Source organism: Bacillus sp. KH172YL63 (assembly GCF_011398925.1).
In the GTDB taxonomy this organism is placed as follows: domain Bacteria; phylum Bacillota; class Bacilli; order Bacillales; family Bacillaceae_B; genus Rossellomorea.
The window spans coordinates 44,510-65,446 of the sequence record NZ_AP022842.1; the positions used below are offsets into that span (position 1 = coordinate 44,510).

Sequence of the window (20,937 nt, forward strand, 5' to 3'; positions counted from 1 at the left end):
GGAGGAAAAGACATGACAAAAGGATTATTCATTACAGTTGAGGGCCCTGAGGGTGCCGGTAAATCAACGATATTAGCCAGGTTATATGAACAGTTGCTTGAGGATGGCGTCGATGTCATTCAGACAAGGGAGCCAGGTGGCATTTCGATTGCTGAACAGATTCGGGAAGTGATTTTGAATACAGGAAACACGGAAATGGATAAACGGACGGAAGCCCTCCTCTATGCGGCAGCAAGACGGCAGCATCTGGTGGAGAAGGTGATCCCTGCACTGGAAGCGGGCAAGATTGTGATTTGTGACCGTTTCATCGACAGCTCCCTTGCTTATCAGGGGAAAGCCCGTGGCATCGGGATGGAAGAAGTGATGAAGATCAACCAGTTTGCCATCGAGGATCAGATGCCGGACCTTACACTGTATTTTGATATCGATCCTGAAGAAGGTCTGAAGAGGATTGCCAGGCACAGCGGCAGAGAAGTGAACCGTTTGGATCTCGAATCGATGGAATTCCATACCCGTGTCCGGGAAGGATATCAGACGTTGATCAGTCAGTACCCTGACAGGATTCAAATCATTGATGCCAGCAAGCCTGTTGAAGCGGTGTTTGCAAATGCTTATCAAGTGTTGACGGATTACTTGCAAAAATAACCCTCGATGAGGCGGATTTCTCAGCAAAAATTGGTGCCGGGAAGTCCGCTTCTTTTTTAGAGTAAACGTGTATGTGACGTCTGTTCAATGATATAATAGAAGGAAGTAAATGGTTGTTAAACGGAGGAATTCATTTATGAAGGTAATTATGGCAGTCGTTCAGGATAAAGATAGCAATCGTTTGTCAAATGCACTGATGGAACATAATTTTCGTTCGACAAAATTAGCGAGTACAGGCGGCTTTTTAAAGTCTGGAAATACGACGTTCATTATTGGAACAGATGATATCCGTGTAGATAAAGCATTACAGGTCATTAAGGAGAACTGCCAGTCCCGGGATCAAATGGTTGCCCCGGTATCGCCGATGGGCGGGAATGCCGATTCCTATGTACCTTATCCGGTCGAAGTGTCCGTGGGCGGGGCGACGGTATTCGTCCTACCGGTAGAACAATTTCATCAGTTTTAAAAGTGAGGAAATAAGCTATGAAAATTAATCAGGACCACCGAGTGTCCTTAGATAAAGTGCCGAAAGATCAACGAGCCGGTGGAACCGGGCAGGCGAAGTTCGGTCAGCTTGTCCACAAGCACGACCAGAAGATGCAGGTGGAAGAGCTCAATAAGCTTCTCGGGACGATAGAAGATGCCGGCAACCGCCTGGCCAAATCCCGAACGTTCCGGGATCTTGCCAAGTATAAGACACTGGTGAAGAAGTTCGTCCGTGAAGCGGTGGATTTCGGTATGGATCTGAAGCAATCCCATACATGGAATCAATACGGCGAAGGCCGCAAGCTGAATATTGTGGAAACGATCGATCAGGAGCTTGTCGGATTGACCGAGGATGTCTTGGATAAAGAGAAGAAATCCATTGATCTATTGGGGAAAATCGGAGAAATCAAAGGATTGCTCATTAATCTTTATACGTAAGAGAGTGATGTATAGATATGAAGTTTGAAGAAATATACCCATTTCAGCCCGTCGTCCTTCAGATGCTTCAGAACAGTATATTGAAGGACCGGGTTGCCCATGCCTATTTATTCGAAGGGGAAAAAGGGACCCGAAAGAAAGAAATGAGCATCCTTTACGCGAAAGCGCTGCTGTGCGTGAATGCTGCAGACGGGAAGCCGTGTGAGAGCTGTTCCAACTGCCGGAGGGTCAACAATGGGAATCATCCGGATCTGCATATGGTGGAGCCGGACGGACTTTCAATCAAGAAAGATCAAATCAAGAGTCTGCAGGAAGAATTCTCGAAAACCGGTGTTGAGTCCAAAAAGAAACTCTACATCATCGTCCATGCAGACAAAATGACGGCCAATGCGGCTAACAGTCTCCTCAAGTTTCTTGAAGAGCCGTTAGCCGATACAACGGCAATTCTGATCACGGAGAACATCCATAGGATCCTGCCTACGATTCTGTCGAGATGCCAGACGATTTCATTCAAACCTTTGCCGAAGGAACAGCTTGCCAAACAATTATTGGAAGAGGGGATCCCCCCTCATCTTGCCATGCTGGCGGCCAATTTAACCAATCATTATGAGGATGCTGTAGAAATATGTCAAAATGAGTGGTTTGCACAAGCAAGAATAATAGTGTTAAAATTGTATGAAGTCCTCCAAAAAAGTCCCTTCCAAGCAATGGTCAAAATACAAGAGGATTTTGTACAGCACTTCAAAGAAAAAGATCAAGTCGATCGAGCATTGGATCTTTTACTTCTAATATATAAAGACTTACTCCATATCCAGCTGGGAAAAGAAGAACAGCTCGTGTACCCGGACCAAAAGGAAAACTGGAAATCAAACGCACTTCAAGTATCAACCAACCGTCTTTCTACTAATATGACGGCGATCCTTGAAGCAAAACGCAAATTAAACGCCAATATGAATTCGCAGCTGCTAGTAGAACAGCTCATGCTAAAACTGCAGGGGTGATGGTCCTTTGTACGATGTTGTAGGAGTCCGTTTTAAAAAGGCGGGTAAAATCTATTATTTCGATCCCGGGGAACTGGACATTCAGAAAGATTGCTATGTAATCGTTGAAACAGTCCGCGGCGTCGAATTTGGAAAAGTAGTCGTAGAGAGAAAGCAAGTCGGAGAAAATGATGTAGTGCTTCCATTGAAGAAAGTGATTCGGATCGCCGATCAAAAAGATCGTTTGATCGTAGAAGAGAACAAATCTTCTGCAACGGAAGCTTATAATGTATGTTGTGATAAAATTAATCAGCACCAATTAGATATGAAACTGGTAGATGTAGAATATACATTTGACCGCAATAAAGTCATATTCTACTTTACCGCTGATGGACGTGTTGATTTCCGGGAGCTGGTGAAAGATCTGGCTTCGATTTTCCGTACGCGCATTGAACTTCGTCAGATTGGCGTTCGAGACGAAGCGAAAATGCTGGGTGGTATTGGTCCTTGTGGCCGCATGCTATGTTGTTCTACCTTTTTGGGTGATTTTGAACCTGTGTCGATTAAAATGGCAAAGGATCAAAATTTATCCCTTAATCCAACGAAGATCTCAGGTTTATGCGGACGCTTGATGTGCTGCCTTAAGTACGAGAATGATGAGTATGAACAAGCGAAGGAAGAGTTGCCTGATATCGGAGAAGTGATTAAGACACCTCACGGAAAAGGAAAAGTGGTAGGTCTTAACATTCTGGAACGTATTCTTCAGGTCGAAATTAAAGAAGAAGAGCGGGTCCTGGAATTCACATTAGATGAAATCAAGAATGCAGGTGCCGTATCATTCCAAGCCACAGAGTAACGGGGTGTAGTATCGTGGATAAAAAAGAGTTCTTTGATTCAGTCAGTAACATGGAACAACAAATCGGTCATTTATATCACCAATTAGGTGAGCTCAAACAATGCCTAGCTGAAATGATGGAAGAAAATCATTCTCTAAAGCTGGAAAATGAACATTTGCGCCGTAGACTGGAACAAACAGAGAACTTACCTAAAAAGGGTCAAACAGAAAGCGATGCGGATATGACGGGTGAGTCGGATTTAGAAGATAAAACACTGGATATCGGCGAAGGGTATGACAACCTTGCCCGCTTATACCAGGAAGGATTCCATATTTGTAATATACATTTCGGAAGTCCCCGGAAGGATGAAGACTGTTTATTCTGCCTCTCTTTCTTAAATAAGAAATAAAGGCAGGATGAGTCCTTCATTGATCGTGACGGAAGAATAGCATACACATTAGAAAGGGCTGATCCATGAAAAAGGGATTGGTCCTTTTTAGCGCTGTGACAGGCATAATAGCAGTAACATATATAATAGAAGGAAATGAGGAAAGGCATGGTTCAGTTAAAAGAAGATGAGCGTTTAGATTATTTATTGGCTGAGGATATGAGAATCATTCAAAGTCCATCTGTTTTCTCTTTTTCAACGGATGCTGTCCTGTTGGCCCATTTCAGTTATTTACCGATTCATAAAGGGAAAGTGGTGGATCTTTGCTCCGGCAACGGCATCATCCCCTTATTGTTGAGTGCCAGGACCAATGTGTCCATTACCGGTGTGGAAATACAGGAACGGCTGTATGATATGGCCCAAAGGAGTGTCGAGTATAACGATCGCAAGCAACAGATCTCGATGGTACAGGGTGATGTGAAGGAAATCGACAGCCTCCTCCATCATTCACACTATGATGTGGTCACCTGCAATCCTCCTTATTTCAATACGCCGCCAGGAGATAAACGGAATGTGAATGAGCACTATGCGATCGCCCGTCACGAAATCCTCTGTTCCCTTGAGGATACAATCAAGGCATCAAGCTATCTGTTGAAGCAGGGTGGCAAGGCCGCATTTGTCCATCGCCCAGGCAGACTGATGGACATCATGATGCTCATGAGGAAGCACCGGCTGGAGCCGAAGAGGCTGCGTTTTGTTTATCCAAAGCCGGGACGGGAAGCCAATACCATCTTAATAGAAGGAATCAAGGACGGAAAGCCGGATTTGAAAATCCTGCCGCCCCTTTATGTGTATGATGAGCATAATCAATATTCTCAAGAAGTACATGATATGTTATATGGGAAAAATAAAAAGGAAGAATAAATTTAGGAGGTGAGCTGCCGACATGAATCAACAGAAAAGCTTTCAAGAAAGTGATATAGGGAGCCTTTATCTCGTCCCTACCCCGATCGGAAACCTGGAGGACATGACGTTCCGTGCGATCCGGATGATGAAGGAAGCATCAGTCATCGCGGCGGAAGATACCCGGAACACGAAAAAGCTTTGCAACTACTTTGAGATCGATACGCCGATCATCAGTTATCACGAACATAATAAAGAAAGCAGCGGACCAAAGCTGATTGAGCGGATGGAGAGGGGAGAGCTTATCGCCCTCGTAAGCGATGCCGGAATGCCGTCGATCTCAGATCCAGGCTATGAACTGGTGAAAGAAGCCATTCAACATGATATCCCCGTCATTCCACTCCCAGGTGCCAACGCAGCCCTGACGGCATTGATTGCATCAGGTCTTGCCCCCCAGCCGTTTTATTTCTACGGATTCTTACAGCGGGGAAAAAAAGAAAAGCGGGCAGAGCTAGAAGCATTGAAGCGTTTGGAAGATACATTCATCCTATATGAATCGCCTCACAGACTGAAAGAAACCTTAAAAGAACTATACAGCTCACTCGGAAATAGACAGATTGTCATTTGCCGTGAGCTTACGAAAAAGTTTGAGGAATTCATCCGTGGATCCATTGAAGAAGTGCTGGAGTGGGTGAACACCGGGGAAGTCCGGGGCGAGTTCTGCCTGTTGATTGAAGGGGCAGGCCCGCTTGAACAAGAAGAAGGGGACGCATGGTGGTCCAGTTACTCCCTTCAGGAGCATGTCGAATACTATGTGAACGAAAAAAACATGACTTCCAAAGAAGCCATCAAAGAAGTCTCGAAAGAACGCTCCCTTCCAAAACGGGAAGTGTATCAGGCCTATCACGTGGAATAAGCTGCGGATAATGGCCCAACAAAAAAGGTCTGAGTCGAATGCGACTCAGACCTTTTATATATGAACAACAAATTATTTTGATTGTAGTGAGTCTTGGATTTCTTTTAGTAATTGATCTGCACCTTCACGGCTAAGAACCAATTTACCGTTAGCAAGCTTGATGTTATCATCAGAAACTTCACCAGTGATTTGGCAAGTCATGCTTGGCTTGTATTTCTTTAAGATGATTCTTTCGTCATCAACGTAGATTTCTAAAGCATCTTTCTCAGCAATACCAAGTGTACGGCGTAATTCGATTGGAATAACGACACGGCCTAATTCATCAACTTTTCTTACAATACCTGTAGATTTCATTTGAAAATCTCCTCCAAATATATATTATTTCTCTCTCTCTAGTTCGTCAATATTCGACAAATTTCTTTAACTGCTACTATCATACCAACGATTGGGAATTACGTCAATAATTAAATCTGTAAATTATTAATAAAAAATGGATTAATAAATACTGTTCTCATAAGCTTTACGCCTTGTTGTAAAAAACTGTATTACCAATTAAAAATTATTGTAATAAAAGTAAAGATTAAGATTTTTGTCGAATTCTCTCATTTTCGTGTCTGTATTCGACATGTTTCGACAAAAACCTGCATTGCTTTCGACAAAATTGAAGGATCTGACTGTTTAGTTGCAGAAAGCCTGTATTTTAGGTATATTTTGATGAGATAAGAGGTTAAGATGATAGGTAGGACGATCCTGCAGGGAGACTGGATGATTGTAGAAATAACGCCACTAAAAACCATACGCAGCACAGTGAGGTTTTATGGGGGTAATTGAAAAAGAGGAGGAACAGAAAGTGGAAGAAAAGTTGAACACCTTCTATATAACAACACCGATTTATTATCCAAGTGGAAATTTACATATTGGACATGCATACACTACGGTAGCTGGTGATGCCATGGCCCGTTACAAGAGAATGCGTGGATTCGACGTCATGTACCTGACCGGGACGGACGAGCATGGTCAGAAAATCCAGCGTAAAGCAGAAGAGGAAGGCATCACACCTCAAGCATACGTAGACGGAATCGTGAGCGGAATCAAAGATTTGTGGGGGAAATTAGACATTTCATATGATGATTTCATCCGTACGACTGAAACACGCCATAAAGATATCGTTGAAAAGATTTTCAACCAGCTTGTGGAGCAGGGGGATATTTATTTAGATCAGTATGAAGGTTGGTATTGCACACCGTGTGAATCCTTCTTCACTGAAAGACAATTGGAAGACGGCAACTGTCCGGATTGCGGACGTCCGGTTGAGAAGGTAAAGGAAGAATCGTATTTCTTCAAAATGAGCAAGTATGTCGACCGTCTTCTTGCCTATTATGAAGAAAATCCAGAGTTCATCCAGCCGGAATCACGTAAAAATGAAATGGTCAACAACTTCATTAAACCTGGTTTGGAAGATCTTGCGGTTTCCCGTACGACGTTTGATTGGGGAGTGAAAGTACCTGGAGATCCGAAGCATGTCATTTATGTATGGATCGATGCCCTTTCGAACTATATCACGGCACTGGGTTATGGAAGTGACAACGATAAGAAGTATTTGAAATATTGGCCTGCCGATGTTCATTTAGTAGGGAAGGAAATTGTCCGTTTCCATACGATCTACTGGCCGATCATGCTGATGGCCCTTGATCTTCCGCTGCCTAAGAAGGTTTTCGCACACGGATGGTTATTGATGAAGGATGGGAAGATGTCCAAATCAAAAGGGAATGTGGTAGATCCGGTCACATTGATTGATCGATACGGGTTGGATTCTCTTCGCTACTACCTGTTAAGAGAAGTGCCTTTCGGATCTGACGGCGTATTCACACCTGAAGGCTTTGTTGAACGGATCAATTTCGATCTTGCCAATGATTTAGGTAATCTCTTAAATCGTACAGTTGCAATGATCAATAAATATTTTGACGGGGTCATCCCGGCATATGTCGATTCAAGCGGTGAGTTCGATCAGGCGCTGCTTGATATGAACAAGGAAACAGTCCGGAAATATGAAGATGCAATGGAAAACATGGAGTTTTCGGTCGCCTTATCAAGCCTGTGGCAGTTAGTCAGCCGTACGAATAAATATATTGATGAAACGCAGCCGTGGGCCCTTGCTAAAGACGAAAGCAAAAAGAGTGAGCTTGGCAGCGTCATGAGCCATCTGGCTGAATCACTGAGAAGGGTAGCTGTACTTCTGCAGCCTTTCTTGACGAGAACGCCTAAGAAGATCTTCGAACAACTGAATCTTCATGATGAGAAGATGCATACATGGGAAAGCCTGGAGCGTTTCGGCGTCATTCCAGAAGGTACGGAAGTCGTCAAAAAAGGCGAACCGATCTTCCCGCGTCTTGAACTTCAGGATGAGGTTAACTTCATTAAGGAGAAAATGCAGGGGTCTGCACCTGTTGCAGAAGAATCGAAGAAAGAAGCGGCCGAAGAGAAAGCAGAAGAGATTGGCATTGAAGACTTCATGAAAGTCGAGCTTCGGGTTGCCGAGGTCATTGGAGCGGAGCCGGTTAAAAAAGCTGACAAGCTGTTAAAGCTTCAGCTGGACCTTGGTTCTGAAAAACGTCAAGTCGTATCCGGGATTGCAAAGTTCTATCAGCCGGACGACCTGATTGGAAAAAAAGTGATCTGCGTGACAAACTTGAAGCCGGTGAAACTGCGCGGCGAACTTTCTCAAGGCATGATCCTTGCCGGGGAAGAAAATGGAACGCTTTCTCTTGCGTCCATTGATCAGTCCCTGCCGAATGGAACGAAAGTAAAATAAGGAAATTCATCCAAAGGGATGTTCCACGTGGAACATCCCTTTGTTATATTCGTATAGTTTTATTCATAATAAATAGCCGAATGACATGGGTTGTCATTATATAAAAATAATAATGAAACAAATGATTTTGGTTATTTTGCCTGAATCGGTAAAATGGGTAATGGTGATAGAGAGATTAGTGCAAATAAAATATATCCATTAAAACCATAATATGTAATATGAATGTTACATGACTGTGATGCTTGTCATCCGTTTTTATATTAAACTTATTTTTAATACAAGGAGTGTCTTACATGCTATTTGATACACATGTTCATTTGAATGCAGAACAATTTGACGAAGATCTGGAGGAGGTAATATCGAGAGCGAGAGAAGCTGGAGTTGAAAAGATGGTTGTCGTCGGATTTGACAGGCCTACCATCAACCGTGCGATGGAACTCATCGGTCAATATGACTTCTTGTATGCCGCAATCGGCTGGCACCCAGTGGATGCAATTGATATGAAAGATGAAGATTTAGCTTGGATCGAAGAGCTTTCCAGCCACCCGAAAGTCGTTGCGATCGGGGAAATGGGCCTTGACTATCATTGGGATAAATCACCGAAGGATGTTCAGAAGAACGTATTCAGGAAACAGATTCAATTAGCCAAAAAAGTGAAACTCCCGATCGTGATTCATAACCGTGATGCCACTCAGGATATTGTGGACATCCTCCGGGAAGAAAACGCAGGCGAAGTTGGGGGGATCATGCACTGCTTCAGCGGAAGTCCGGAAATCGCCCAAGAGTGTGTAGAGATGAATTTTTATATTTCACTTGGTGGTCCCGTCACCTTTAAAAATGCAAAAAAACCAAAAGAAGTGGCAAAGGAGATTCCGTTGGAAAAGCTCCTGATCGAAACGGACTGCCCTTATTTAGCACCACACCCGAACCGTGGGAAGCGTAATGAACCCGCTTATGTGAAGCTTGTGGCAGAACAGATCGCTGAATTGAAAGAAGTGTCCCTGGAAGAAGTGGAGAGGGTCACATTCGAAAATGCAAAAAAAGTATTCAACATAAACTGACATCGATATATGTCGAGAATTGAGAGAGCTTGTCCAAATAGGCAATAAAAACAAAAAGTTCTACATAGAATTCTTGTTTCATAGGATAACCATGTCGACAACTCTCTCTTTTCTTTTTGTATTCTTTTATGCATAATATGTTTTATGTTCCCCCGGGTTTCAATATTTTGCTAGATTGTGTTAGGTGAAGTAAGGGTTGACAGTCACTGGATTACTCTATATAATCACTCCGAGAAAAGGAGGCGTTTTTCATGAACATGAAAACCATGAAAAGCCTGTTTTCCAAGTCTTTGAGTCGAAGGAAATGGATTGTTACAATCGGAACATTGGTAACATCTGCAGCTGTATTCGGAATTCTTTTTTATGAAGGATCTAAAAACACTGTAGCATTGACCTTAGACGGCGAGCAAAAAGAGATTAGGACGCATGCAAACACGATTCAAGATATATTAAAAGAATTAGAGATTTCACCCCGCTCAGAAGACTATTTGTACCCCTCGGGGAATACGAAGGTTTCAAATAACATGCAAATTGTTTGGGAACCGGCAAAACAGGTAGGGATTACAGTAGGAGACCAGAAGAAAACGATCTGGACGACTGCTGATACAGTAAAAGAGTTACTCTCCGAAAATGAAATTAAAGTAGGGGAACATGATAAGGTCCAACCCGGCTTATCAGAGAAAGTAACAGGGAACATGAATGTAATGATTGATGCCGCATTTCCACTGAAACTCGTAAATGGTGGGAAAGAGCAAAAGGCATGGTCTACTTCGACTACGGTCGCTGACTTTTTAAAGCAACAAGGAATTACACTAAAAGATTCAGACCGTGTTGAACCAGGTTTAGACAAAATTGTGAAAGCAAATGATGTCGTAAATGTCGTTCGAGTTGAAAAAGTCACCGATGTAGTGGAAGAGACAAAAAATTTCACCGTCATTTCCAAAAAGGATTCTAATCTTTCAAAAGGGAAAGAAAAGGTCGTCCAGGAAGGTAAGGACGGGAAAATCAAAAAGAAATTTGAAGTTGTGAAAGAAAACGCCAAAGAGGTTTCCAGAAAACTGGTGAGCGAAGAAGTTGTGGAAGAAAGCCAGGATAAAATCGTCAATGTCGGTACGAAGGTACTCGTGGCACAAGTATCCCGGGGAAGTTCTTCGGCAAGTTCAGCAGAGTCTGGTGGAAGGGAATTCTATGTGAGTTCTACAGCCTATACAGCCTCATGTAACGGATGCTCTGGCCGTACGGCTACAGGCATCAATTTAAAAGCGAACCCTAACGTAAAGGTCATCGCGGTTGACCCATCCGTCATTCCTTTAGGTACGAAGGTGTATGTAGAAGGCTACGGCTATGCTGTGGCAGCTGATACAGGCGGAGCGATCAGAGGGAATAAAATTGATGTGTTCTTCTCATCTAAATCCGACGCTTATCGTTGGGGAAGAAAGACCATCAAGATAAGAATATTGAACTAATGGCAGGGGTAGTTCCCTGCTTTTTTTTATTTATTGATCAAAACCGTTATAATAACTTTAGGTGTTCATTCATTAGACGAAATGAAAAGTAAAAATGTTTCAACTTTTTTGGAGGAATCATGAAAATTAAAGAAATCATCGTAGTCGAAGGGAAAGATGATACGGTGGCCATTCAGCGTGCGGTCAACGCAGATACGATTGAAACGAATGGTTCGGCTGTCTCACCTGAAACAATAGAGAAAATCAAACACGCCCAGGAAAAAAGGGGCGTTATCATATTTACTGATCCTGACTTCCCTGGAGAACGTATCCGGAAGATTGTCAGTGAAGCTGTACCGGGATGTAAACATGCCTTTGTACATAAGAAGGATGCCCTTCCGAAATCAGGAAGGGGCATAGGAGTCGAGCATGCCTCACCTGACGTGATCAGAGAATCTTTGGGTGAAGCCCACTTACTGGATGTCGAACAGGAGGAGGTCATTTCCAAAGAAGATCTAATCGACGCCGGACTGATCGGTGGCCCTCAATCGAAGGACTTGAGAATAGCTCTTGGAGAGAAGCTCAGAATCGGATACACTAATGGAAAACAGTTGCATAAGCGATTGCGCATGTTCAATATTGGAAAAGAAGAGTTCACGCACGCTTTAATGGAAATCATTCAGGAGGAACAAGATGCATAAAGATATCGCAACACCGATACGTACGAAAGAGATACTTGCGAAGTATGGTTTTTCGTTTAAGAAGAGTCTGGGTCAGAACTTTTTGATTGACCCCAATATCCTTAGGAATATTACAGAATACGCAGGCCTGTCCAAAAAAACCGCTGCGATTGAGATCGGACCGGGGATCGGGGCGTTGACCGAGCATCTGGCCCGCACTTCAGGAAAAGTGGTTGCTTTCGAGATCGATCAGCGGCTGATCCCGATCCTTGGAGATACCTTATCTCCGTATGATAATGTGAAAATCATCAATAAAGATGTCCTGGAAGCGGATGTAGCGGCCATTATCCACGAAGAATTTGAAGGGTTCGACGATATCATGGTCGTGGCCAATCTCCCTTACTACGTCACGACACCGATCATCCTGAAACTTCTGATGGAGCGCCTCCCGATCAGGGGCATATGCGTCATGCTTCAAAAAGAAGTAGGTGACCGTATATCGGCCAAGCCGGGTACAAAGGCATATGGCTCCCTTTCTATTGCGATTCAGTATTACACAGAGGCAGAGATGGTCATGACTGTCCCGAAAACCGTCTTTATGCCTCAGCCGAATGTAGACTCTGCAGTCATCCGTTTAACGAAGCGTGAGAAGCCTCCTGTCGAAGTGATCAGTGAAGACTTCTTCTTTACGGTAACCCGTGCCTCATTCGCACAAAGAAGGAAGACGATCTTGAACAACCTGTCCAGTCAGCTTCCTCAAGGAAAAGAAAAGAAAGAACAGATCCTGCAAGCATTGTCTGCTGCTGGCGTGGAACCTACCCGCCGGGGAGAAACCCTCAGCATCGAAGAGTTCGGCCGGTTGAGTGACGAACTATATCCGGATTTTAAATAACCATATGAAGGCTAAACGCATGACGCGTTTAGCCTTTTTTTGATGGACAGGGTCCAGAGAGAGTGGTTGTTTGCTTGAAGGTTAGCTCCAAGGGCTTGAGGCTCGAGGTCATAAGCCAAGGCACCCAAAAAGGCAAAGAACGCCTTTCCGGGTGCCTCGTCTTATGCTTGTCGCCTCAGAGCAAGCCCCTTCCGCTTTTATTGTATCCAGCTCCGGCGGCTAGCCCCTCGAGGTCACAACTGAAAAATCCCATAAGGCAAAGAACGCCTTTTGGGATTTCCCCGTTGTGCTTGTCGGGCCTACCCAAGCCGCCTCCGCTTTTATGATATCCAGCTCCAGGGGCTTGAGGCTCGAGGTCATAAGACGAGGCACCCAAAAAGGCAAAGAACGCCTTTCCGGGTACCTCGTCTTATGCTTGTCGCCTCAGAGCGAGCCCCTTCCGCTTTTAGTGGCACCGAATAAGCTCAGGATGCATAGGTTATCACAGGGAATATTTACTTAATTGATGTGAAGGGTGGAGAAGGGTTTGGCGGAGACAGATCCTCCTCGGCTTATTCATTTCCTTTTTTGATTGATCAACGAATGTTTAGCCCATGGGAGTGACTGATGTGAATATCGAAATCAATGATGTCGTGGGGCGCCTTTCCTATCAATGTGATATTTTATTCAGGGTGATTGATATCCGCATGATAGATGGACATAAAACGGCAGTGCTGTATGGTGAAGATTTTCGATTAATAGCGGATGCTCCTTTTCATGATTTGAAGAAGATGGACCCTAGAGAGCAGGATCGTATTTCGAAGGAGTTTCGTTCCAAAGAGGAACAATCTCTCGGCTTATTTCGACAAGATATTGAGTTGCTCAAGTATAAGCAGGAATACAGGGTGACAAATGCTTATCGGGACGATTATAACTATTTCCAGGTTCCGGGGAAAGTTCTTCATCTTGATGGAGATCCCAGCTATTTAAGAAAGTGCCTAGATCTTTATGAGAAAATCGGTGTACCGGTAAAAGGCGTTCACTGCAGTGAAACAGAGATGCCTCACCAAATCGGACCCCTTATCGATAAATATAGACCGAATATTATCGTATTGACCGGTCACGATGCTTATTCAAAAGCAAAAGGGGCCAAGGGAGATATTAATGCTTACCGACATTCCAAATACTTCGTCCAGGCTGTGAGGGAAGCCCGGAGCAAATCCCCCCATTTGGACCAGCTGGTGATCTTTGCCGGGGCCTGTCAATCCCACTTCGAATCCCTTATTCATGCCGGCGCCAATTTTGCAAGCTCACCGTCCAGGGTCAATATCCATGCACTGGATCCGGTTTATATTGTTGCAAAGATATGCTTTACCGGATTCAAAGACTCTGTGAATGTATGGGACGTCATACGCAATACATTGACAGGGGATAAAGGCTTGGGTGGGATAGAGACAAAGGGTGTACTTCGTACGGGGATGCCGTACAAAATTTCGGAGGAAGACTAAGGAATGTTCGACAAAACTGACTAGACCTTGCCATATCCGGGTGAATGGAAAAGGTCTATTTGGTTTTTTCAGGCATACACTTTCTAGGTGCTGTTTTTAAAAAAGGACGGTCGCAAGTGCGCGCCGGCTCTCCCATTTGCATCGGCTTTATTGCTGTCGGCACTGATCAAACCGCCTTCCCGTTTATTGTTTACATAATTTTTCAAAGGTTGGGGAAAGGTAGGGATGTAGAAAAAACGTATTTTTTGTTGAATAAAATATATTGACAGGAGTTCGGAATTCTTGTTAAAATAATAAATTTATTTGACTTAACTTACATAATGTGTTATATTAGATTATAGTGAGGTGGAAGCGAAATGCCAAAAACATTAGCCGACATTAAAAGATCCCTTGATTCCAATCTTGGGAAACGATTAATGCTAAAAGCAAACGGTGGACGTCGAAAAACAATTGAGCGTTCAGGTGTTCTAGCCGAAACGTATCCTTCTGTATTCGTGGTTCAACTGGATCAAGAAGAGAATGCGTTCGAACGAGTTTCTTACAGCTATGCAGATGTTCTCACTGAGACAGTTCAATTAACATTTTATGATGAATCAACAGGAAATATCATCTTTAGCCAGCAGTAGACAATTGTTTGCTGCTTTTTTATTTGTCTATACATACATGTTTTACATATCAACCTTTCGTCTTGAATCCACTTGTTGAACACATACTAAGCATGTGGCACAACACAAGGGGGTAAGACGATGAGTAGAAGAAGAGGCATCATGTCGGATCAGTTAAAAGCGGAAATCGCACAGGAACTCGGGTTCTACGATGTTGTCCAAAAGGATGGATGGGGCGGAATCACGTCCCGGGATGCGGGGAATATGGTGAAGCGGGCAGTCGAACTCGCCAGCGCACAGTTTTCCCAAACACATTCACGATGACTCTTGTCTAACGAATAAGCTCACATCTTTTATCATTGCCATATACCGGGTCGCCTTAAAAGTACAGTGCTTTTAAGGCGGCCCTTGTTTATTGGGCTAAGACGTTCTTTCCTATCGGTTCGTTACATGATAAAATAACATACTTGTATGAGTATGTTTAGAAGTTAACACTCTCGATAATGACTGTATGATACAATATAACAAAGAGTATTGGTAAGAAGGTGATGAGATGAGGTTATTAGTGAAGGCGCCGGCAAAAATTAACCTATCACTTGATGTTTTACATAAACGTTCAGATGGTTACCATGAAGTTGAGATGGTTATGACGACAATCGATTTAGCAGATAGAATCGAGCTGACGAATCTTTCCGAAGACACAATCAAGATTCTTTCGCATAATCGATTTGTACCGGACGATGGAAGAAATCTTGCCTATCAGGCTGCACAGCTGTTAAAGACAAGGATGAATATCAAAAAAGGAGTGGCCATCTCCATTGATAAAGTCATCCCGGTTGCAGCAGGTTTAGCAGGAGGAAGCAGTGACGCGGCGGCGACGCTTAAAGGGCTGAACCGATTATGGGATTTAGGTCTCAGCATGGACGAGCTTGCCGAACTTGGTGCTGAAATTGGTTCTGACGTTTCATTCTGTGTCTACGGTGGAACTGCACTCGCATCGGGAAGAGGGGAAAAGATCAAGCATCTCCCTGCCCCGCCGAACTGCTGGGTCATCCTGGCAAAACCGACGATAGGGGTATCAACTGCCGATGTTTATAAAAATTTAGACCTGAAACATGTGAACCACCCGAATACACAAGGGATGGTTTCGGCTTTAGAAAATGGAAGTTATCATGATATATGCTCCAATTTGGGGAACGTACTGGAATCTGTGACCCTGGATATGCATCCTGAAGTGTCACACATCAAAGATCAAATGGAGCGGTTTGGCGCAGACGCGGTATTGATGAGCGGAAGCGGCCCGACGGTATATGGATTAGTGCAATATGAATCAAGACTTCATCGAATCTATAATGGTTTAAGAGGTTTTTGTGACCAGGTGTTCGCAGTGCGGATGCTGGGAGATTAAGGACTCTTGCCGAAATCCGTATATTAATGATATATTTACATTACAATATTCGGATTTAGGAGGTTTGTTTGGTGAAGTTTAAGCGTAGTGAACGATTAATTGATATGACCCATTACTTATTGGAACGTCCCCACCAACTTGTTCCTTTGACTTTTTTCTCTGAGCGGTACGGTTCGGCTAAGTCCTCCATCAGTGAGGATTTAACGATTGTAAAGGAAACATTTGAAGGACGGGGTGTTGGCACGGTCCAAACGGTTCCAGGCGCAGCTGGTGGAGTGAAGTATGTGCCGAAAGTCAATCGCGGGGAAGCAAAAGAAATGATCGATGAGCTTTGTGTCCAATTGGAGAGCGCCGATCGATTATTGCCTGGCGGCTATTTATACATGACTGATCTGCTTGGCAATCCCCAGCTGATGAAGAGTGTAGGTAAGCTGTTGGCATCTGCCTTTGCGGAAAAGGACATCGATGTCATCATGACCGTAGCGACAAAGGGGATACCGATTGCCAATGCGGTCGCTTCCTACCTGAATGTTCCGGTTGTAATCGTCAGACGGGACAGCCGTGTGACGGAAGGATCGACAGTGAGCATCAACTATGTGTCCGGGTCATCCAAGCGGATCCAGTCCATGGTCCTCTCTAAGAGAAGCCTGAAGGAAGGCAGTAAAGTCCTGGTTGTCGATGATTTCATGAAGGCCGGCGGAACGATCAACGGCATGAAGAACCTGTTGGATGAATTCTCGGCAACACTTTCCGGAATCGGGGTCCTGGTCGAATCCAACAGCATGGATGATCGATTGGTCGACGACTATGTGTCACTGTTAAAACTGTCCAATGTAAATGAAAAAGACAAACAGATTTCCTTGACTGAAGGAAACTATTTTCAATCCAATCTAACATTTCTACCATAAGGGGAGGCATTTACGATGCGTGTAGTTTCTACAAATCAAGCACCAGCGGCAATTGGTCCTTATTCTCAAGGTATGATCGTCAATAATATGTTCTATAGTTCAGGGCAGATACCATTGACGGCAGAAGGTACGATGATTGAAGGCGACGTAGCTGAACAAACCCATCAGGTGTTCCGTAACCTGCAGGCTGTATTGGCAGAAGCAGGAGCGTCATTGGAATCGGTCGTCAAAGCCACAGTGTTCATAAAAGATATGAATGATTTTGGTACGATCAATGAAGTGTACGGTGAATATTTCAGTAATCACAAACCCGCCCGTTCTTGTGTAGAGGTGGCACGCTTACCGAAAGATGCCAAGGTTGAAATCGAAGTAATCGCACTCGTGAAGTAATCTTCACGGGTGTTTTTTTGTATCAAAAAAGGAGTATAGGTCAAATGAAACAGATATAAAGATGAGAAAAATAAAATTTTTCAAAAAATTTTACAGTTAAAGAAGGAATATGGAAATATTTCGTTGAATACATACAGTAGATTTCATCTAGGGAAAAAGGTGGTGAACAGAATGGAAGTAACTGACGTAAGATTACGCCGAGTAAACACCGACGGTCGCATGCGAGCTATCGCATCTATTACACTGGATAATGAATTTGTTGTTCATGACATTCGTGTGATTGATGGGAACAACGGCTTATTCGTAGCGATGCCAAGCAAACGGACTCCGGATGGAGAATTCCGTGACATTGCTCACCCAATTAATTCGGGAACCCGCGGCAAGATCCAGGATGCCGTTTTAGCTGAGTATCATCGATTAGGTGAGTTGGAAGAAGTTGAGTTAGAAGAAGCTGGGGCTTCCTAATAATATTTACCGCATCAAGAGCCTACTTTTGTAAGGCTCTTTTTTTTGTTTGTGAGCCCGTAAGCTAAAATTGGCAATTCTTACGTTTTTGGTTCGGTGAAATGAAATCTCCTTTGAGGATCGTGTGTTTTTGATACTAGATTGGGACTTTTAAATGGGAGTCTGATTTTATTGCGTGAGATTGGCGGTTTATTGCGTAACTTTCGGGTATGATTGCGTGAGATTCAGCGTTCATTGCGTAACTTGTATTTTATTGCGTGACTTTCACGGATGATTGCGCAACTTTCGAGGTTTATTGCGTGAAATTCAGGGTTCATTGCGTAAATACATTTTACTGTGACAAAAGCACCGTCCGTTCTCCGTGCCGCAGGCTAAAAGCCAGAAGCCAGCCGCCTGCGCTTATCGCCATGTCCAGCTCCAAGGGCTCGAGGCTCGAGGTCATAAGCCAAACAGTCCAAAAAGGAAAAGAACGCCTTTCCGGCCTGTTCGTCTTATGCTTGTCGCCTCTGAGCAAGCCCCTTCCGCTTTTCTAATGACAAATATATGTACTTTTATTTGAATCCTTGAAATGATAAAGTTTTTAGGATATATTCGATATGGATAAAAAGGTTATTGGAGGACCAAAAATGACAAATCGATATGCCGTTATATTAGCTGCCGGACAAGGGACGAGAATGAAGTCGAAGCTGTATAAAGTTCTTCATCCTGTTTGTGGCAAGCCGATGGTGGAACATGTGGTCGACCAAATTTCTACACTACATATAGAGAAGACTGTCACAATCGTAGGTCATGGCGCCGAGCTTGTGAAGTCCCATTTAGAGGGGAAGAGTGAATTCGCCCTTCAGGCTGAGCAATTAGGCACAGCCCATGCTGTCATGCAGTCTGAGGATGTCCTGGGTGACTTGGAAGGGACAACTTTGGTTGTATGTGGAGATACGCCACTCATCAAGGGAGAGACGATGGAAGCGTTGGTAAAGCATCATGAAGGTCAAGGTGCCAAGGCGACCATTTTGACTGCTCATACAGAATCCCCTGATGGATATGGCCGGATCATCCGTAATGCTGATGGACTGGTTGAGCGCATTGTGGAGCATAAGGATGCTTCAGAAGATGAGCGACGTGTGAATGAAATCAATACCGGAACGTATTGTTTTGATAATAAAGCGTTATTCGATGCCTTGAAGAAGGTTTCCAATGACAACGTACAAGGCGAATATTATTTGCCGGATGTGATCGAGATCCTTCAATCTGAAGGTGAGATCGTGAGTGCCTACCAAACGGGTGACTTCAGTGAAACATTGGGTGTGAATGACCGTGTTGCGTTATCACAGGCAGAGGTCACGATGAAACACCGTATCAATGAATATCATATGCGCAATGGTGTAACGATAACAGATCCAGCCAATACGTATATCGATGCGGATGTAACGATCGGCCGTGATACGGTAATCCTGCCAGGGACTGTCCTTAAGGGAAGCACTGTGATCGGTGAGGATTCCGTGATCGGACCCCAGTCAGAGGTAAAGGACTGCAAGATCGGGGACCGTACTGTGTTGAAGCAATCCGTTGCCCATGACAGCACGATCGGATCAGATGTACAAGTTGGACCGTTTGCCCATATCCGTCCTGCTTCTACGATTGAAGATGAAGGAAAGATCGGTAACTTCGTTGAAATCAAGAAAGCGACATTCGGTAAGGGCAGTAAAGCATCACACTTAAGCTATATCGGTGACGCTGAGGTTGGCAAGGATGTCAACATTGGATGTGGCTCGATTACCGTCAACTATGACGGGAAGAACAAGCACCTGACGAAGATTGAAGACGGCGTATTCGTCGGCTGCAATTCGAATCTGGTTGCACCTGTCAATGTAGGGAAAGGGGCATACATCGCTGCCGGATCTACAATTACGGAAGATGTTCCGGGAGAATCATTATCGATTGCAAGAGCCCGCCAAGTAAATAAAGAAAATTATGTTCAAAATCTAAATCATAAGAAATAACTGGAGGTCCACAATGCCAAACTCTTATATTAATTCCAAGTTGAAAATCTTTTCTCTTAATTCGAACTACCACCTTGCCAAGGAAATTGCCGATGAAGTAGGGGTTGAACTGGGTAAATCGTCTGTTAAACGCTTCAGTGACGGCGAAATCCAAATCAACATCGAGGAAAGTATCCGTGGCTGTGACGTCTTCGTCATCCAATCCACGTGTGCGCCTGTTAACGAAAACTTGATGGAGCTATTGATCATGGTCGATGCATTGAAGCGTGCTTCCGCTAAAACGATCAACATCGTGATGCCTTACTACGGCTATGCCCGCCAGGACCGTAAAGCAAGAGCCCGTGAGCCGATCACGGCGAAATTAGTGGCGAACCTGCTGGAGACAGCCGGTGCGACGCGTGTGATCACGCTGGACCTTCATGCCCCTCAAATTCAAGGTTTCTTCGATATCCTGATTGATCATCTGATGGGCGTTCCGATTCTTGCGGACTACTTTGAGGAAAGAGGATTCAATACGGAAGACCTCGTGATTGTATCTCCTGACCACGGTGGAGTGACGAGAGCACGTAAGCTTGCAGAGCGTCTGAAAGCACCTATTGCGATCATCGATAAGCGCCGTCCGAAGCCTAACGTGGCAGAGGTGATGAACATCGTTGGTAATATCGACGGGAAGATTGCGATCTTGATCGACGATATCATTGATACTGCAGGTACGATCACACTTGCTGCGAATGCATTGGTAGAAAACGGAGCGAAGGAAGTATATGCTTGCTGTACGCACCCTGTTCTATCCGGCCCGGCAATCGAACGTATCGAAAACTCTAATATTAAAGAGCTTGTTGTCACGAACTCCATCCCTCTAGGGGAAGAGAAAATGATTGGCAAAGTGAAGTCGCTGTCTGTTGCTCCGTTGATCAGTGAAGCGATCATCCGCGTATATGAGCAGCAATCAGTCAGCACGCTTTTTGATTAAGAATTAATATATGTAGTTTGTGCATAGGAAAGAGAGCCTGTCCTTCTAGTAAGGAGGGCTCTTTTTTGCGTTTTGGCAGCTGCCCCTTACACCGTTTCGGCGGGTGACAATCCAAAGTGAAAGTGCATGTTTATCAACCATCCCCCATCCCCCAAACCTCAATGAATTGAATATTCTATGTTTATTTCAAATACGAATAGGGTAATTACTATATATAGA

General features: G+C 44.1%; 23 protein-coding genes. 22 read left to right on the top strand and 1 reads right to left on the bottom strand.

All coding sequences use genetic code 11. The features are described from left to right. The first annotated feature begins 12 nt into the window (after positions 1–12). The 8 genes from tmk to rsmI all read left to right on the top strand — a co-directional run bounded on the left by tmk (position 13) and on the right by rsmI (position 5,592). Positions 13–645: a dTMP kinase gene (gene tmk, locus KH172YL63_RS00220; RefSeq protein ID WP_173104282.1), complete on the top strand. Its 633-nt coding sequence runs from the start codon at positions 13–15 to the stop codon at positions 643–645. Between the two features lie 136 nt (positions 646–781). Continuing rightward, positions 782–1,111, top strand: a complete 330-nt coding sequence (locus tag KH172YL63_RS00225) for a cyclic-di-AMP receptor (protein ID WP_173104283.1) — start codon at positions 782–784, stop codon at positions 1,109–1,111. A gap of 17 nt (positions 1,112–1,128) precedes the next feature. Then, positions 1,129–1,569 carry a YaaR family protein gene (locus KH172YL63_RS00230; protein ID WP_173104284.1) on the top strand — a complete coding sequence of 147 codons (441 nt, stop codon included), beginning with the start codon at positions 1,129–1,131 and terminating at the stop codon, positions 1,567–1,569. 11 nt (positions 1,570–1,580) lie between these two features. Further along, on the top strand, positions 1,581–2,570 hold the full coding sequence (holB, locus tag KH172YL63_RS00235; RefSeq protein WP_232066176.1) for a DNA polymerase III subunit delta': 990 nt from the start codon (positions 1,581–1,583) through the stop codon (positions 2,568–2,570). A gap of 7 nt (positions 2,571–2,577) precedes the next feature. Further along, on the top strand, positions 2,578–3,405 hold the full coding sequence (locus KH172YL63_RS00240) for a PSP1 domain-containing protein (protein ID WP_173104286.1): 828 nt from the start codon (positions 2,578–2,580) through the stop codon (positions 3,403–3,405). Positions 3,406–3,419: 14 nt separating this feature from the next. Beyond that, the gene (yabA, locus tag KH172YL63_RS00245; protein ID WP_173104287.1) at positions 3,420–3,794 is read left to right on the top strand and encodes a DNA replication initiation control protein YabA; all 375 of its coding nucleotides are present in this window, start codon (positions 3,420–3,422) and stop codon (positions 3,792–3,794) included. Between the two features lie 147 nt (positions 3,795–3,941). Further along, entirely contained in the window at positions 3,942–4,697 is a 756-nt protein-coding gene (locus tag KH172YL63_RS00250) for a tRNA1(Val) (adenine(37)-N6)-methyltransferase (RefSeq protein WP_173104288.1), read from the top strand. A 22-nt stretch (positions 4,698–4,719) separates the two neighbouring features. After that, positions 4,720–5,592 (top strand): 16S rRNA (cytidine(1402)-2'-O)-methyltransferase, encoded by an 873-nt coding sequence (gene rsmI, locus KH172YL63_RS00255; protein WP_173104289.1) that lies wholly within the window; start codon positions 4,720–4,722, stop codon positions 5,590–5,592. Positions 5,593–5,664: 72 nt separating this feature from the next. Here the strand turns inward: rsmI and KH172YL63_RS00260 are convergent, their stop codons facing one another. Continuing rightward, entirely contained in the window at positions 5,665–5,946 is a 282-nt protein-coding gene (locus KH172YL63_RS00260) for a transition state genes transcriptional regulator AbrB (RefSeq protein ID WP_138781718.1), read from the bottom strand. Between the two features lie 496 nt (positions 5,947–6,442). On the opposite strand from KH172YL63_RS00260, the gene metG reads away from it, so the two are divergent. The 14 genes from metG to KH172YL63_RS00330 all read left to right on the top strand — a co-directional run bounded on the left by metG (position 6,443) and on the right by KH172YL63_RS00330 (position 20,718). Continuing rightward, on the top strand, positions 6,443–8,404 hold the full coding sequence (metG, locus tag KH172YL63_RS00265) for a methionine--tRNA ligase (protein WP_173104290.1): 1,962 nt from the start codon (positions 6,443–6,445) through the stop codon (positions 8,402–8,404). Between the two features lie 293 nt (positions 8,405–8,697). Continuing rightward, positions 8,698–9,465 (top strand): TatD family hydrolase, encoded by a 768-nt coding sequence (locus tag KH172YL63_RS00270; RefSeq protein ID WP_173104291.1) that lies wholly within the window; start codon positions 8,698–8,700, stop codon positions 9,463–9,465. Between the two features lie 251 nt (positions 9,466–9,716). Continuing rightward, positions 9,717–10,931, top strand: a complete 1,215-nt coding sequence (locus KH172YL63_RS00275) for a G5 and 3D domain-containing protein (RefSeq protein ID WP_232066081.1) — start codon at positions 9,717–9,719, stop codon at positions 10,929–10,931. A 119-nt stretch (positions 10,932–11,050) separates the two neighbouring features. Continuing rightward, on the top strand, positions 11,051–11,611 hold the full coding sequence (gene rnmV / locus KH172YL63_RS00280; protein WP_173104292.1) for a ribonuclease M5: 561 nt from the start codon (positions 11,051–11,053) through the stop codon (positions 11,609–11,611). Next, complete coding sequence (gene rsmA / locus KH172YL63_RS00285; RefSeq protein WP_173104293.1) at positions 11,604–12,482, top strand: 16S rRNA (adenine(1518)-N(6)/adenine(1519)-N(6))-dimethyltransferase RsmA; 879 nt, start codon at positions 11,604–11,606, stop codon at positions 12,480–12,482. The genes rnmV and rsmA overlap by 8 nt, the downstream gene beginning before the upstream one ends. A gap of 608 nt (positions 12,483–13,090) precedes the next feature. Next, positions 13,091–13,969, top strand: coding sequence for a sporulation peptidase YabG (gene yabG, locus KH172YL63_RS00290; RefSeq protein ID WP_173104294.1), 879 nt, complete (start codon positions 13,091–13,093; stop codon positions 13,967–13,969). Between the two features lie 356 nt (positions 13,970–14,325). Beyond that, positions 14,326–14,595 carry a biofilm formation stimulator Veg gene (gene veg / locus KH172YL63_RS00295; protein ID WP_173104295.1) on the top strand — a complete coding sequence of 90 codons (270 nt, stop codon included), beginning with the start codon at positions 14,326–14,328 and terminating at the stop codon, positions 14,593–14,595. A gap of 120 nt (positions 14,596–14,715) precedes the next feature. Next, on the top strand, positions 14,716–14,898 hold the full coding sequence (locus tag KH172YL63_RS00300) for a small, acid-soluble spore protein, alpha/beta type (protein ID WP_173104296.1): 183 nt from the start codon (positions 14,716–14,718) through the stop codon (positions 14,896–14,898). A 229-nt stretch (positions 14,899–15,127) separates the two neighbouring features. Further along, entirely contained in the window at positions 15,128–15,982 is an 855-nt protein-coding gene (gene ispE / locus KH172YL63_RS00305; RefSeq protein ID WP_173104297.1) for a 4-(cytidine 5'-diphospho)-2-C-methyl-D-erythritol kinase, read from the top strand. Between the two features lie 71 nt (positions 15,983–16,053). After that, positions 16,054–16,890, top strand: a complete 837-nt coding sequence (gene purR / locus KH172YL63_RS00310) for a pur operon repressor (protein WP_173104298.1) — start codon at positions 16,054–16,056, stop codon at positions 16,888–16,890. A gap of 15 nt (positions 16,891–16,905) precedes the next feature. Then, positions 16,906–17,280 (top strand): RidA family protein, encoded by a 375-nt coding sequence (locus tag KH172YL63_RS00315; protein ID WP_173104299.1) that lies wholly within the window; start codon positions 16,906–16,908, stop codon positions 17,278–17,280. A 171-nt stretch (positions 17,281–17,451) separates the two neighbouring features. Then, positions 17,452–17,745 carry a septation regulator SpoVG gene (gene spoVG, locus KH172YL63_RS00320; RefSeq protein WP_032085215.1) on the top strand — a complete coding sequence of 98 codons (294 nt, stop codon included), beginning with the start codon at positions 17,452–17,454 and terminating at the stop codon, positions 17,743–17,745. 626 nt (positions 17,746–18,371) lie between these two features. Continuing rightward, positions 18,372–19,745 carry a bifunctional UDP-N-acetylglucosamine diphosphorylase/glucosamine-1-phosphate N-acetyltransferase GlmU gene (gene glmU / locus KH172YL63_RS00325; RefSeq protein ID WP_173104300.1) on the top strand — a complete coding sequence of 458 codons (1,374 nt, stop codon included), beginning with the start codon at positions 18,372–18,374 and terminating at the stop codon, positions 19,743–19,745. Positions 19,746–19,758: 13 nt separating this feature from the next. Further along, positions 19,759–20,718, top strand: coding sequence for a ribose-phosphate diphosphokinase (locus KH172YL63_RS00330; protein WP_173104301.1), 960 nt, complete (start codon positions 19,759–19,761; stop codon positions 20,716–20,718). The last annotated feature ends 219 nt before the right edge of the window (positions 20,719–20,937 follow it).

Bases quoted from the DNA above. Each gene is read 5' to 3' on its own strand.
- tmk (WP_173104282.1), top strand. From the start codon at position 13: ATGACAAAAGGATTATTCATTACAGTTGAGGGCCCTGAGGGTGCCGGT.
- KH172YL63_RS00225 (WP_173104283.1), top strand. From the start codon at position 782: ATGAAGGTAATTATGGCAGTCGTTCAGGATAAAGATAGCAATCGTTTG.
- KH172YL63_RS00230 (WP_173104284.1), top strand. From the start codon at position 1,129: ATGAAAATTAATCAGGACCACCGAGTGTCCTTAGATAAAGTGCCGAAA.
- KH172YL63_RS00250 (WP_173104288.1), top strand. From the start codon at position 3,942: ATGGTTCAGTTAAAAGAAGATGAGCGTTTAGATTATTTATTGGCTGAG.
- rsmI (WP_173104289.1), top strand. From the start codon at position 4,720: ATGAATCAACAGAAAAGCTTTCAAGAAAGTGATATAGGGAGCCTTTAT.
- KH172YL63_RS00260 (WP_138781718.1), bottom strand. From the start codon at position 5,946: ATGAAATCTACAGGTATTGTAAGAAAAGTTGATGAATTAGGCCGTGTC.
- KH172YL63_RS00270 (WP_173104291.1), top strand. From the start codon at position 8,698: ATGCTATTTGATACACATGTTCATTTGAATGCAGAACAATTTGACGAA.
- KH172YL63_RS00275 (WP_232066081.1), top strand. From the start codon at position 9,717: ATGAACATGAAAACCATGAAAAGCCTGTTTTCCAAGTCTTTGAGTCGA.
- rnmV (WP_173104292.1), top strand. From the start codon at position 11,051: ATGAAAATTAAAGAAATCATCGTAGTCGAAGGGAAAGATGATACGGTG.
- rsmA (WP_173104293.1), top strand. From the start codon at position 11,604: ATGCATAAAGATATCGCAACACCGATACGTACGAAAGAGATACTTGCG.
- veg (WP_173104295.1), top strand. From the start codon at position 14,326: ATGCCAAAAACATTAGCCGACATTAAAAGATCCCTTGATTCCAATCTT.
- KH172YL63_RS00300 (WP_173104296.1), top strand. From the start codon at position 14,716: ATGAGTAGAAGAAGAGGCATCATGTCGGATCAGTTAAAAGCGGAAATC.
- ispE (WP_173104297.1), top strand. From the start codon at position 15,128: ATGAGGTTATTAGTGAAGGCGCCGGCAAAAATTAACCTATCACTTGAT.
- KH172YL63_RS00315 (WP_173104299.1), top strand. From the start codon at position 16,906: ATGCGTGTAGTTTCTACAAATCAAGCACCAGCGGCAATTGGTCCTTAT.
- spoVG (WP_032085215.1), top strand. From the start codon at position 17,452: ATGGAAGTAACTGACGTAAGATTACGCCGAGTAAACACCGACGGTCGC.
- glmU (WP_173104300.1), top strand. From the start codon at position 18,372: ATGACAAATCGATATGCCGTTATATTAGCTGCCGGACAAGGGACGAGA.
- KH172YL63_RS00330 (WP_173104301.1), top strand. From the start codon at position 19,759: ATGCCAAACTCTTATATTAATTCCAAGTTGAAAATCTTTTCTCTTAAT.